10 protein-coding genes are annotated in these 13457 nt (G+C 45.5%); 6 read left to right on the forward strand and 4 right to left on the reverse strand.

The features are described 5' to 3' along the window. Positions 1-8 precede the first annotated feature (8 nt). Together mprF and J6I44_RS06625 are read right to left on the reverse strand one after the other, a co-directional pair. Positions 9-2591: a bifunctional lysylphosphatidylglycerol flippase/synthetase MprF gene (gene mprF, locus J6I44_RS06620; protein WP_265765233.1), complete on the reverse strand. Its 2583-nt coding sequence runs from the start codon at positions 2589-2591 to the stop codon at positions 9-11. A gap of 33 nt (positions 2592-2624) precedes the next feature. Next, positions 2625-4238, reverse strand: coding sequence for an Ig-like domain-containing domain (locus tag J6I44_RS06625; protein ID WP_265765234.1), 1614 nt, complete (start codon positions 4236-4238; stop codon positions 2625-2627). A 305-nt stretch (positions 4239-4543) separates the two neighbouring features. Between J6I44_RS06625 and J6I44_RS06630 the strand changes: the two genes are divergently transcribed. From J6I44_RS06630 to J6I44_RS06645, 4 genes are all read left to right on the forward strand, one after another. Further along, positions 4544-5974, forward strand: coding sequence for a nicotinate phosphoribosyltransferase (locus J6I44_RS06630; RefSeq protein ID WP_265765236.1), 1431 nt, complete (start codon positions 4544-4546; stop codon positions 5972-5974). Between the two features lie 310 nt (positions 5975-6284). Next, on the forward strand, positions 6285-6899 hold the full coding sequence (pncA, locus tag J6I44_RS06635) for a bifunctional nicotinamidase/pyrazinamidase (protein WP_265765238.1): 615 nt from the start codon (positions 6285-6287) through the stop codon (positions 6897-6899). Positions 6900-7731: 832 nt separating this feature from the next. Then, positions 7732-8826 (forward strand): NAD(P)/FAD-dependent oxidoreductase, encoded by a 1095-nt coding sequence (locus J6I44_RS06640; protein ID WP_265765240.1) that lies wholly within the window; start codon positions 7732-7734, stop codon positions 8824-8826. A 236-nt stretch (positions 8827-9062) separates the two neighbouring features. Beyond that, positions 9063-9428, forward strand: a complete 366-nt coding sequence (locus tag J6I44_RS06645) for a hypothetical protein (RefSeq protein WP_265765242.1) — start codon at positions 9063-9065, stop codon at positions 9426-9428. A gap of 254 nt (positions 9429-9682) precedes the next feature. Here the strand turns inward: J6I44_RS06645 and J6I44_RS06650 are convergent, their stop codons facing one another. Further along, positions 9683-10642, reverse strand: coding sequence for an integron integrase (locus J6I44_RS06650; protein ID WP_265765243.1), 960 nt, complete (start codon positions 10640-10642; stop codon positions 9683-9685). Positions 10643-10901: 259 nt separating this feature from the next. Here J6I44_RS06650 and J6I44_RS06655 point away from each other — a divergent pair, with 259 nt between their 5' ends. Next, positions 10902-11795 carry a hypothetical protein gene (locus tag J6I44_RS06655; protein ID WP_265765245.1) on the forward strand — a complete coding sequence of 298 codons (894 nt, stop codon included), beginning with the start codon at positions 10902-10904 and terminating at the stop codon, positions 11793-11795. An 18-nt stretch (positions 11796-11813) separates the two neighbouring features. On the opposite strand, the gene J6I44_RS06660 is transcribed toward J6I44_RS06655, so the two are convergent. Continuing rightward, on the reverse strand, positions 11814-12005 hold the full coding sequence (locus J6I44_RS06660; protein ID WP_265765246.1) for a hypothetical protein: 192 nt from the start codon (positions 12003-12005) through the stop codon (positions 11814-11816). A 374-nt stretch (positions 12006-12379) separates the two neighbouring features. Here J6I44_RS06660 and J6I44_RS06665 point away from each other — a divergent pair, with 374 nt between their 5' ends. Further along, positions 12380-13324 carry a hypothetical protein gene (locus J6I44_RS06665; protein WP_265765248.1) on the forward strand — a complete coding sequence of 315 codons (945 nt, stop codon included), beginning with the start codon at positions 12380-12382 and terminating at the stop codon, positions 13322-13324. Positions 13325-13457: the final 133 nt, after the last annotated feature.

A 13457-nucleotide genomic window follows, 5' to 3' on the forward strand; every position in this document is an offset into this window, starting at 1 on the left:
GCGGTTGTTCAGCCTTGGCTTTCTGCTTCAGGAGATAAACTATCCATTTTTGTACTTACCGGAGTCGACAAGCCCCCGCCTACCACTTTTGCCAGCGATGACAGGATACCGGGCATAGCCAATCCTGCCGGACAGACCAAGTATTTGGGTTGCCAGTCCGGCCGATATTTTTCTTTATAACTCCTGACGGTCTTAAAGCCGTAGATATTCTCACCATAGGTGTACACAAAGTTAATTAACCGTCCCCATCGCGATGAGAACTGCTGTTCATTGCTCCCGGATAATGGGGCTAACCCAAGGTTAAACCGCTGATACCCCTGTTCTGCGCCCCACTTCATAGTTTGTGCTACCATAAAATCAATCACCCCATGTGGAACCCCCGAACGGTAGCGCAGTAAATCCGTTGTAATCTCTTGCCTACCACCGCTACTAAGGATATTTGAAAAAGCAACGGGAACCCCCTCCTTCTCAACCATAGCAATCGGGAAATGCTGTAGATACTGTTCATCAAAATTGCCCACCGAAAAGCCCGCTTCCTTCCTTTTCTGGCTTCTCAGGCTCTCGCTGGATATCTGTTTCAACGTAGGAAGAAAGGGTGCTGCTTCTCCCGGGGCCAAAAGCTTCCATTCATAACCCTGGTTTTCCAGGTACGTACAGTTTGTTTGGATGGAAGGATCCAGCCGTTCTAAATCAAACGCAGTGAGGTTAACCTTTCCCTCTTCTCCAATCTTAAATGACGGCAGTTCAAGATCCATATAGTATTCCAGGTACTTGTTGCCTACATCATAAAACACAGGATTTAGATCTTGATCCAGGCAATACTCGTAAAACGCCCAAATGAGACTCTCTGCTTCTTCCTTCTTCCCTACCGGATCGCCCAACGCAATACAGCTTCGATTTTCGATCCTAAACATGATAAAGGACTCACCGGAGTCGCTAAAAAGAAACTGTTTGTCCCCCAATAAGGCCAGATTACTGAGCGCATGATCGGCATTCATAATTACCTTTTTTGACCGCTCGACATCATTCTCTGCCACGCGTCGTTTTTGTTTATTGGGGCGGAGCAGTTTCACCAATCCAATGATTACGGCAAAGCCTAAAGCAGCAACGGTAGCGCGCAAATACCGGGGGGCATCACCCATCAGCGTAAATTCCCACCAGAGGTTACGCTGGTACTCCACATGCTGATAAGCAAAGGCCCCCAGCCAGACGGCACTGATCAACACCATAAAAATCATCGTCAACCAACGCCGCGAATACTGTTGCGAAAAGAGCGAAGCTTTGCGGTGAAATTCCTGGCGGCAGAATAACAAAGCAATGAGCATAACGGCCAATATGGAAGCCTCTTCGTAATCAGCCCCTTTAAGCAGCGAAAAGAGGATACCAAAGATGAGCAGGCCTACCGTCAGGTGATAAGCTGCATCCACACGGCGCTGCAGGGCTCCGGCCAACACCAGCAGGGCCGCCCCTACTAAACTGGCCAGGAAATGAGACATTTCGATGACCGGCAATGGAATAAAATGCTGAAGCCAGTACATTCGCGGCACTTCTGAGGGCAGCGCCCCGGAGAACAATAGAATGGCTCCACCTATAAATACGGAAAAACTCAATACCTGGGGTACGACCCTTGGGACCCAATCAGCTGCTTTTTCTCCAAATTCGTGTACGGCCTTCCGGTTAACCTGGTATTCCTGGTAACCGAGCACAATGATAGCCACAAGCAAGGGCAAAATGTAGTAGATCAACCGATATACAACCAGAATACCAAGCACCTGGGAGCCCGGCATAAAGTTGGATAGATACAACAGCATTACGGACTCGAAAACGCCCAGTCCACCGGGAACCTGGCTAAATAATCCCGCAATTTGTGCCAATAAAAAGATCCCTACAAAACTAAAAAAGTTTATTCCTACATCAGGTAGTAGCACATATAAAACTGAAGCAGCCATTAGCCAGTCAACCGAAGCAATAGTAACCTGCTGTAGCGAAAGCCGGAGTTCAGGAAACTGGAAGGACCAGTCTTTGAAAGTCAGTTCTCTTTTTATTTTAGCGCTGGCCCAAATGTATCCCACCACCATCAACAGCAGAATAATACCGAGGACCCGGAGCGAGACAAACGGCAAGGCGAAGTCGTTGGGTAAATTGGGGGTAGCAAAAAGCAGGGCCAGCCCTCCGACCGCGCAGAATCCAATCCACAGCGTAAAAGCACTAAAACCCACAATTTGTGTTACCTGCATGCCTGTAAAACCCCATGCCGAATAGATCCGGTAGCGAATAGAACCCCCCGTGATGAGTGCCAGCCCGATGTTATGGCTAAAGGCATAGCCCACATAACCTGCACGGATTATTTTACCGGCTTCCAGTTCTTCCCCAATGTACTCTACCCCCAGGGCATCATAAGCAGTAAGAACCACATAGCTGAGGAAGGATAGAAACAGCGAAACTGCAATATAGATGTTAGGAATCTCAGAAAGTTGAGCGGTAACTTCTGTCAGCTGGTACTGCTGGAGCTCCTGATCAAGAAACCATAAGGCAAAGCCGAAAAAGATAATGCTGATAAACGGCGTAAATTTTTTAAGAGCCTTCTTCATTAAAGTGCTTAATTCTGACGTTATTAGTAATTCTTACTGGAATATGATCGTCAAATCGCCGGTAAAATCTCTTTTTACCGGAACTTCAGTTTGGATGAAGTAAGGTTCCGGCTTTTCATATGGGGATACTTGTCCATAGTCCCACTGTCCATTGCCGTTGACATCGCGGTAAGCTATCACCTTATAGTTGAGTGGCGGCAAGGAACTGATCTCTATTTGATTGGTGAAAACCGTATCACGCTGCAGGCCGACCTCTTCATTACTGATCTCCAGATAGATATCCTGCTTCAACGTATCCTCCGTCACAATATTCAGCTTACCCATCTGGTTGTCATGCCAAATTTTGGGCTGTAACTTGCGATAGTCGCTGATGATGGGATCCCAGATACGAAACTCGTACTCCACTCCGCTTTTCCAGGATGAATCCGGAGCGATGCGTAATATATTTTCCTTAATATCGACAGATTCCCACGATTCTCTAAGCTCAGTCCCCTCCACCACAATCAGTGAATCTCGGATGGGCGCCTCATCAATAGGCTTGGCATAGGTCACCTCAATAGGATCCGACGGATAATAACCACTTAAATTATTACGAGTGATAATTCGCTGTTCGGTTGTATCTTCCTGCCCCGATCCGGTAAATGTTTGATCAAATTCAGCGAGCGCATTGCCCGACTCATCTACGACACCCTGCAGAGCCAGTGAATAACTTTGCGATTCTGCAAGCTGCTCACTACTCTGGGCGAACAATACATAGGGCTCATTCGGAGGAATATAAAGCGGTGTTCCCGGCCCCACCGCATTGCCGAGCGTATCAGTAACGCCTATTGATGCACTGTCGGTGACCAAAATATTTTCACTGAAACGCATGCGGAGTCGCTGTGATGAAAAAAGGCCCACGCCCTGCAAGATCGGCTGGGTCGTATCCACCGCTGTTACGAAGGCAGCTCCAAGGCTATCCTGCCCCTCTTTGGCGAGCTCAACAAATTCTTTCCGAAACGGCTGTGCGCGCTCTTGTTGAGGATCCCAAATCTTATTCCGATTGCGGTCATCCACCCAAAAAGCTTTATACCGGCCTTCACTCAGGTAAGAGAATTGAAAAGAGCCGCTAGTATCAGTAGAAGAAACATAGTTTGCTTTGGTAGTCAGGTCGACCGGCTCACGATAAAGCAAAATACGCTCCCCTTCCGTATCCTCACCGGTCTGGGCCCCAATGATGCGGCCAAAAAGTTTACCTTTATCAATTTCTGAACCTGTGGATACAGCTACCTTCTGTGGGGAAGCCATCTCATTGCCCTGCGTATCCCTGAGTTCCGTTTCTATCGTCACGATAAGGGTTGTGGAATCCGGGATGGCCTCCTGGAATTCAAGGGCCACGGATTTCCGTCCCCAGTCCAGTTCGTACTGTATGCCAATATCCGGCTCTACAACAATAGCTTGCGAAAGCGACGAACGCTCCACAAATTCTGAAAAATGAAAAATGATGCTTCGTTCGTCAAAATTAGTGGTTCCGGTTTCTGGTTCGGTCTTAATAATTTCCGGACCTTCTTCATCCCGTGGACCGCCCGTCGGTGATGAGGGGGTAGCGCAGCTGATTGCCCAAAGGATTACGAGCAGACAAGCCACATTTGTGATAATAACTTTCACTTAGAATAACCTTCCTTCCATTTTAATTTACCTGCTAAAGATACAAATTTTTGTGGGGCTTCATACTTCGAAAATTTTTGGCAGCAGGCTGACGATTTTCAATCTTCCTGTCAAGAATTATTTTCAAACTTATAACCTCAAACTTCCGAGCTCTAATCCTCCAACTTTTCACGTCTGCCGTCTCGCTTCTCACTTAACACTTAAAACTTTACTCTAATAGAGGTCTTAGTCCCCCACTACAGCTTGGCTGTTCTATTATGTATCTTTACCGCATCCAATTACTTTCTTTATTAATCCATGATCTTATGAGTCTCGTAACATCGAACCCAAAAACTTCCGTGCTTCAGCGGCCGGCTATTTACACCGACTATTATGAATTAACGATGGCCCAGGGCTATTTTTTAGCTGGCCGGAAAGATGACCGGGCTTCTTTCGACTATTTCTTCCGTGATAATCCCTTTGATGGCGGTTATGTTATCTTTGCCGGACTCTCTGACCTCATCGAGATCATCGAAAACTATGCCTTCCACGAGGATGAACTGGCCTACCTAAGGGCCCAGGGGTTCCGGGATGAGTTTTTACACTACCTGCAGGACCTTGAACTGAACGTTACCATACAGGCCGCCAAAGAAGGCGAAGTGGTTTTCCCCCGTGCCCCTATTCTTCGCGTGGAGGGAAGTATTATTGAGGCCCAGATCCTGGAAACACTCATCCTCAACATCCTCAATTTTGAGTCACTCATAGCAACCAAAGCAGCCCGTATTAAGTATGCAGCAGGTGACCATAAAGTGCTGGATTTCGGACTGCGCCGGGCGCAGGGTTTTGGTGGTATTCAGGCCAGTAAAGCAGCTATCATCGGAGGTATTGAGGCCACCTCTAATGTCTATTCCGCTTTTAAGCACGGCATCCCGGCCAGTGGTACCATGGCTCACTCCTGGATACAGTCGTTTGAAGATGAACTCACCGCTTTTCGAAAATATGCTGAATATTATCCGGATAACTGCATCCTCTTAGTGGATACCTATGATACTCTCGGGCAAGGCATTCCCAATGCCATTGAGGTAGCAAGGGAGCTGGAAGAAGCTGGGCATCAGCTCAAAGGAATTCGGCTGGATAGCGGAGACTTGGCTTATTTTGCACGTAAAGCTCGCCAGCAGCTTGATCAGGCGGGACTTGATTATGTAAAAATTGCGGTCTCCAACCAGCTGGATGAACGACTCATCAAAAGCCTGTTAAATCAACGAGCGCCCATTGATCTTTTTGGGGTCGGTACGCGGCTCGTCACCGGCTACGAAAGCCCCGCTTTGGATGGGGTCTATAAGCTGGCTTCCATAAATGATGAACCCAAGCTTAAGGTTTCCGAAAATGTGGAGAAAACCACGCTCCCCGGCAATAAAAAAGTAATGCGATACAGCGACGCTGAGGGTATGTTTTACGGAGATGGCATTTTGCTTGCCGAAGATGACGACGGAAAGACGATTCACCACCCCTTTTATCCCGCCAAGCATGCTGATATTGCCTCCTTTAGTGCCGAACCCATTTTACACTCTGTGTACAAAAACGGTAACTTACAGATAGATCCGCCAACACCAATAGAAAGTGCGGCCTATGCCAGGAAACGACTGGATAAATTAAATGCCGAGCATAAACGCTTTGAAAATCCACATATTTATAAGGTGGGCATCAGCCAGAAGCTGATGGATCTGCGTGACCAGTTAATAGAGAAATTGAAATAGAAGCTATTTCGTAATGCCGCCCGACCGCTGATTTTTTTGTGGTCAGACGGCTTGGCGAGCCACGAAAATACTGTATTAGCTCCAAGGGAGTTGCTCCCGATCGTTTAATATACGGCTCAATCTATTGGATAACGGGAGTCTAACTCCCTTGGAGCCTTATCACCCTTTGGGTTGAGGTTGTCAGCAGTCTTACGGCCTAAAAATTAAGGTTGTAAAGTTATTCCAAAGGGTTTACATCCTCCTGTCCCTCCTTCAAAGGGGAAAATTCACGGTTCTTTTTAATGATAAAATTAAAAGCATTTTCAATATTATGAACGCACTGCTGATTATTGACGTACAAAATGATTTTTGTCCCGGTGGCGCCCTCGAAGTCCCCAACGGCGATCAAATTATCCCCACCATTAATGCCCTCTCAAAACGATTTGATGTGGTCATCCAAACGCAGGACTGGCACCCGGCCGGGCATTCCTCTTTTGCCTCCAGCCATGAGGGCAAGCAGCCTTTTGATACCACTGATATGCCTTACGGCACGCAAGTACTCTGGCCGGACCACTGCGTGCAGGGTTCTGATGGCGCTGACTTCCATCCTGATTTGAACACCGACCGCAGCCAGCTGATCGTCCGAAAAGGCTTCCGAAAAGAAATCGACTCCTATTCAGCCTTCTTTGAAAATGATGAATCCACCACTACGGGGCTCACCGGCTACCTGCAGGCACGAGATATTGATAAGCTCTATGCAGTGGGACTCGCTACCGATTTCTGCGTGAAGTGGTCGGTAATGGACGGCCTTAAGGAAGGCTTTGAACTCTTTGTTGTGGAAGACGCCGTCAAGGGTATTGATTTGGAAGGCTCCGTAGAGCAGGCCTGGACCGAGATGATGGGGGCCGGCGCCAAGAAAGTATCATCAGAGGAGTTGCTTCCCTGATGCAGGATACCGGATAGTTTCCTTATGATAAGCGTCCATGCTTGTCATAATTATATTGTTTCAAGCGTGGACGCTTAAAACAGCCCTGCTTTTAGATTTACAAATGCTCTGTGGTTCTTTGTGCCTTCAATTGAAGGCCTGCCCGCGGAAGGACCAAGAACATTCAATATCCGAAAATCGGTACTTGCAATTATCCCCGCTTCGCGGTACTCCCTTCCTCGAATTGCTCGGGACACGCAAAAAGTGATTACATAAGGAAGGGTTCGTGATAGATAAATAGGTCCATTCAGGCGTTTTTGACTATTCCAAGTTACAAACTTGAAACAGCAGAGACAGTGGCTTTTTGCATTCCAGTTTGCCTGGTCCTGACATATCAGGATTTGTGTCATTCCAAAAAGTAATATGAACCATGGCATTGATTATAATGGGACAATTTTTATTTTTCCACTCCCTTCCCTGCTCGGAGGGAAGGGCCGGCATGCGCTACGAAGTTTTAACGTAGTAGTGGGATGGGTCACTTTTCGAGCATTCCATACTCATCGGATGAGAAACAAGCCTAGTCCCCGCTTGAGACTCCTCTTCGCCAGCTCCTCGGAGTGACAACGCTGATGCCTTTAATAATGTTATCCGCCAACATATGTAACTTTTTATATAGGTGAGCACGCTTTTCTATACCCACCAGCCTAAAGTTCTCTATGGAAATAAAAGGATCTGTATCCTGGGTGGTACTTCATTTTCCCAGCCTTCATTTTTTGGGTACCTTTAGATCAATCTAAAAGCCATAAAATAAAGCCTTAAAATTCTAAGCATCTAACCCAACAAACCGTTTTTGATGATCCACCAAACCGACTATTGTATTTTAGGAGCCGGACTTGCCGGGCTTTCCCTCGCCGATGCTCTGCAACAGCAAGATTTTTCCGTTGTCCTCATCGATAAAAACGATATCGCCGCCGGGGCCTCCGGTACGCCCGGGGGATTGGTGAACCTGGCCACCGGCCGACGGGCCACCAAAGTCTGGAAAGCAGAGCAGTGTTACGAGGCTATCACTCAAAACCTTTCCAAAGTGCAGGCTGTTACGGACAAACCATTCTACCAAAAAAGCGGCCTCCTCCGTCCTGCCCTGCTCAAAAAGATGGCCCGCAAAATGAGCGATCGCTATGCAAATACCCCCTGGCCCAACGGCTGGTGCCAGTGGAAGTCCGAAGGTGAAATTAAAGAGATGCATCCCGGCATCCAGTGTGTGGATGGTGGGCTGTGGCTGCCCATTGGCCTCTCTGTGGATGTGGGCGCCTACCTTCGGGGCTATGCTCACCTTCTCAGTCAGCTGGGCGTTCAAATTCATACAAATCAACAAGCAGAAATAGCTACCGCTGATACCGGCTGGCAACTGGCGTTTGAGGACACCACCGTCCGAGCCCAACATATTGTCTATGCCACCGGGGGCAGCACGACCGAATCGGAGTACTGGGATTGGCTTCCCCTTCATTATATCAAAGGACAGGTGGCGCTCTTTTCGACCGGCGACCGTCCCCTTTCGTTCAGCCACTCCATCTCCAGCCTGGGATATATGGCTCAGACCAACAAACCGAACACCTTTGTGCAGGGCAGCACCTACGAGCACGACTTCACCCATCTCAATCCCGATAAAGAAGGCGAAGAATACCTCCGCCAGCGGATGCGCCGTACCCTGCCCCAATTAGAAGAGGAAGTAGAAACCGTGGGTCAGTGGGCCGGGGTTCGAACTTCTACGCCCAATCGCAAGCCCATTCTGGGGCGGCATCCCGAACATCCAAATATGCATGTCTTCACCGGATTAGGATCAAAAGGACTGCTCTACAGTAAGTTCCTCGCCGACCATTACGTGGATTACTTAACCGACGGCGATGCACTCTTTCCGGATGTGGATATTGCGCGGATAGGGAATTGAGAATTACGAATTGGGAATGAAGAATTAAGAATGGGATGCCTGGATCAGGGTGCAATAGCCTTATTAGCCGGGGCTGCTTTCTTCATTAACAGCTGTGTGAATCTCCTCCAGACTTCTCTGAATCTGTCTATGAGCCTTCTTTTTCTCCTTCAGACTTGCATATAAGGGTTTTATGCCCCTTTTTACCTGTCAAGAGCGTTCCCATTAACCATCAGGTGAACCAATAAACCCGTATTGTGGCTTACCAGAAAAAGAAGATTCCCCGCGAAGTACGAGCCCTCCGTAACCGGCTGAACCGGGTGCGGCATATAGCGGAACAGTTTGAATGGAATCCTCAAGAGCTGATTGAAGAAAGCGAGCAGCATCTCCATTCGGTGGAAGAGATGGTCAATGAGTATAACGCTATCCTCGCGGAGGCCGATGCGCTGCGCGATAAAATCAACCAGCAAACGCTGCGGGCACAGGATCTCCATGAGCGGCTGCGGATGGTCGTTATCGGTCAGTATGGTCGCGACTCGCGGCCCTACCGGATGTTGGGCGGAGTGCCTCCATCGGAGATCGACTACAGCCGCAAGGCAAATAAGGACAAAGAGGAAGAATAGTACCCGCCCTTCGTCAAATAGACATTTCCCTGGTGGGGACTATGTCTTTCAATGGAACACTATCAAGATAACACAATGATAATTCACATTTACCTCCGCCTGCTTCCTGGCTGATGCTTCTCCGTCCCCGCTCCGTATAAAGACGGAGCAATCACGGAGGAAGTACGGAGAAGACAGGGCCTTGGCCCCGGGCGAAAACCTGCAAGACGAGGGCTTAACTTTCAAGACTTTCATCTTTACGCTTTGCTCTAATCTCAGGGGTCCAGCGGACTTTTGATGACACTTCCCTTATTTTTGATAACATGGGTGTAAATCATGGTGGTCTTTACATTTTTGTGGCCCAACAGTTCTTGAACCGTACGAATATCATAGCCGTTTTCGAGCAGGTGCGTTGCAAAGCTATGGCGCAACGTGTGGCAGGTGGCGTGTTTTTTGATTCCGCTTTTCTTCACCGCTTGTCTGACATTTCTCTGGATGGTTGAATTAGAAATATGATGGCGGTGCACCAGGCCGGAGCGCGGATCTTCGGCTCGCTGGGGAGAAAGAAACAGGTACTGCCATTTCAATTCTCCAGCGGCATTCGGATACTTTTTAGACAATGCCTTGGGAAGAAGGGTTTCGGGATATCCCTCTGCTACATCTTTTTGATGCAGTATCTTCACCCTTTCAACCTGACTTTTCAGGTCTTCTTTGACGATTTGGGGCATGATAGTGATCCGGTCTTTTTTTCCTTTGCCCGAGCGAACCTGTATTTGGTTATAACTAAAATCCAGATCTAACACCCTGAGCCGAAGGCATTCGGATATCCGCAATCCGGCACCATACAACAGCTGGGCAACGAGTTTGGAGGTTCCCCTCATATTACGCAAAAGCGCCTTTACTTCGCCGGATGTCAAGACGACCGGCAACTTTTTAGGTGTTTGTGCCCTTTTAAAGTCCATCATCTCTCTGAGCGGTTGGTCGAGTACATGTTCGTACAGAAATAAAATAGCACACAGCGCCTGGTTTTGGGTTGAGCCGGCGACATTTCGCTCCTCTGCCAGATAGTTAAGATATGCAACTACCTCCTTTTCGGCCATCCCGGAAGGATGCCGCACGTCATGAAATTTGATAAAGCGAATCACCCAATTGACATACGCCTGCTCCGTTCGGTAGCTATAATTTCTACGGCGGATTGCTATTCTTAGCCGGGCAAGTAATGAAGGTTTTGACATAATAATATTGATCTCTTTTTGAACCTTAGGTTATTAGTAAGACCCCAAAAGAGGCTAAACCTTACAAAAGAATATTATGTCAACCTGTTATGTCACAAAAAGAGGGGTGCCATGCATGATAATATCCAAAAATAATACGCTTTTTGTGTTTCAGGGGAATTTTTAGCAAACTATGCCTATGCACGATAATATCATTATGCCGTTGGCTGTTTGACATAATTATAGGTTATATGCCTTAATTGCTTAAAATTCGTCAAGTATGCTATCAAAAGATTTAATCAAACATATCCACCAAAACTATCCTGAAATTGAAGAAAAGTTAAACCTTTCAAAAGATGTCTTTGTTGCTAGCGATTTTCGAGAGAAAGATAGAAATAATGAGTATTGGGGGATTTCATTTCTGCTCTCTGATTTAAAATCAATCCAACCTTTTAATCAGTATAGACTAGACATAAAAAAAGAATACAATATTGAGGGGCAAGAAATTAGTTATAAGAAATTAAATTCTTCCCAAAATCACCCTTCCATACTCAATGAATTCCTAAGCGCAATTGACACTATTGATGGGATTCTCTTTAACTTTATGATAGATTCTAGTTTTGATACAGTGTGTAACGATTCAAAATCAGTCTGGCAAAATGATGAAGAATTATCTACCTACAAATTTAATCAATTTCAAAAGTTAGAGCTTTTCAGTCATTTAGCAGGTTTAGTTATTTCCTCAATAAAAAGTGAAATAGAAACTTTAAAATGGATCACTGATCATGACAACGTAATCAATAATCGGTCGAGAAAAGAGATCGCTATTAAATTTTTCTTTGAGGTAGTCTCAAAATATCTTGGTCCTAATGAAATTAGATATGAGTTTATCGATCCAGACAAAGATAGCGAAGATAGGATTTTAGCAGATCTATCAAATATACCCGACTTAATTGTAGGACCAATGGTTGATATTAAAAATTCCTATCAGAGAGAAGAAATTGAAATAACAAAGAGAGGTGTACCTTTTCCATCAAGCTCTAAAGTTAAGTCAATAAGCTACTCTGAATGGTTTTTTGCCAATAATAAAAATCTTAAAAAGATAAATACTGAGATTGAATTTGATCCAGAATCAAATATGATAAACTACATTGATATTTATCCAAAAAAGTAGCGGCATATAACCAGCGCATTAAGCGGACGTGCCTCGCCCTTCCCTGCCGGTTTTGAGCTGGTCAATTTCTGTAGTACATTTTGTTTTAAATTCACGTTGGCCTGCACGCAGCTTATGCGCAAGGTCGTTAGGCTGCGCGGCTAAGGCCTTCTCATCTTGTCTTGTTTTGTAGCAGCGTTTTTTCGCTTCTTTTTGGGCTAAAATTGGCATCCGGCTCTCCGCTCGTTTTAACGATTGCTTCTGTCAGGCTAAAATTTTGGGTTACAGTTTTCTGGCCTTTTTAATGAGTGACTCTACAGAAATTGCTACTGTTTCTCAGGCTTTTGCCTCCTCGCTCCTTTCTCCCGGCTTGGCGCTGGCGCCGCTTCCAACATCGTCGGCGGCCGTGCTTTTGTTGGGCTCGTCAGGTTCAGTGGCCTTGGTTTCGGGCCTCAGCCTAACCAGCGCTTCAACGTGGACGCACCTCGCCCCAGGCCTGCCAGTTTTGTTTTCTGGAAAGCGATTAGTAATGTGTTGCTAAATCAACAACAGTCCGTACGCCCGTTAAGCGCAAGGTCGTTAGGTACATTTATAACTATTAAACCATGGAGAATGCTTCAGTTGTTCTTGATACAAACGCATACAGGTATTTAGCAAGTAATCTAAGTCAAAAGGAGACAAAAAAATTAGTAGATAAAATAAACACATTAGAAGAAGAAAGAGACATAGTATCTTTCACCTCACATGTCGTTGCAGCTGAATTACTTTCTCATCTAAATGACAACAATGATCCTCACTATACAAATTGTAGGAATGCAGCTAATGCTTTATTCCACCATAATATTAATGATGATAACGGTAATTTAAGATTCGTAGCTGATTCTGAATCTGAATTATGTCGCATCTTATTTGAAAGAGAATCGCCACATTGGGAAGAATTAACCGCCCAACAAAATCATCTTTTATATGAAATATATAATAAATCAGAAGATGAAGAATTAAGCCATATCTCTGATCATTTAAATGAGATTAGCCAAAGAGTTGAACAATCAGAAAAGCAATTTGTGAAAGATATGTGGAACTATGTGGTTAAAACTGCTAAATCTGATGCAAAAGATTGGGACGATGTTCGGGATGACTCTGATGCTAGAGAAGAGGCAATGAAATATTTAAGATCTGCAGACCAAGAATTAAATACGGCAAAAGGGTTGGTTATTAAAACAATGAATATTCTCAACATTAAGCAGACACAGGAAGTTATTAATGATAAGGCGCGCTATTTGTCGAAAATATTTGATGCTCATATTAAATTATATTCTCAAATTCTTGAGAAAATTCTACTTGGTGGAGCAAATGTAGAAAACAAATCTCGACCTAACTGGATTTGGGATCTTCAATTGTCATTTTACATTGGAGAAGAAAGTTCTATAGATGGTAGAAAAACTTATCTAATTACGTCCGATGGTGAAATTCTCAAAGCAGCAGAAGAAGCAAACTCCTCGGACTATGTTTTTGAATTAAATGAGTATTTACAAATGATTGGTTTTTAAATGTACCTAACCCGCGCATACCCTTAGCTAAGAGTCAAATAAAAGTGTTAAAAAGGGTAACTAAGATGCACCTTTTCCACAAATGGAGGGATTCCATTTAAAAAAATCCCGATAAAGAGGTGGTTTTAGGCAA

This window comes from Fodinibius salsisoli (assembly GCF_026229185.1).
Taxonomy (GTDB): Bacteria; Bacteroidota; Rhodothermia; order Balneolales; family Balneolaceae; genus Fodinibius; species Fodinibius salsisoli.

What these genes read in the sequence shown, in the direction of transcription:
- J6I44_RS06630 (WP_265765236.1), top strand. Translation starts at nt 4,544, where the DNA reads ATGAGTCTCGTAACATCGAACCCAAAAACTTCCGTGCTTCAGCGGCCG.
- J6I44_RS06660 (WP_265765246.1), bottom strand. Translation starts at nt 12,005, where the DNA reads ATGCCAATTTTAGCCCAAAAAGAAGCGAAAAAACGCTGCTACAAAACA.
- J6I44_RS06650 (WP_265765243.1), bottom strand. Translation starts at nt 10,642, where the DNA reads ATGTCAAAACCTTCATTACTTGCCCGGCTAAGAATAGCAATCCGCCGT.
- J6I44_RS06640 (WP_265765240.1), top strand. Translation starts at nt 7,732, where the DNA reads ATGATCCACCAAACCGACTATTGTATTTTAGGAGCCGGACTTGCCGGG.
- J6I44_RS06655 (WP_265765245.1), top strand. Translation starts at nt 10,902, where the DNA reads ATGCTATCAAAAGATTTAATCAAACATATCCACCAAAACTATCCTGAA.
- J6I44_RS06665 (WP_265765248.1), top strand. Translation starts at nt 12,380, where the DNA reads ATGGAGAATGCTTCAGTTGTTCTTGATACAAACGCATACAGGTATTTA.
- mprF (WP_265765233.1), bottom strand. Translation starts at nt 2,591, where the DNA reads ATGAAGAAGGCTCTTAAAAAATTTACGCCGTTTATCAGCATTATCTTT.
- pncA (WP_265765238.1), top strand. Translation starts at nt 6,285, where the DNA reads ATGAACGCACTGCTGATTATTGACGTACAAAATGATTTTTGTCCCGGT.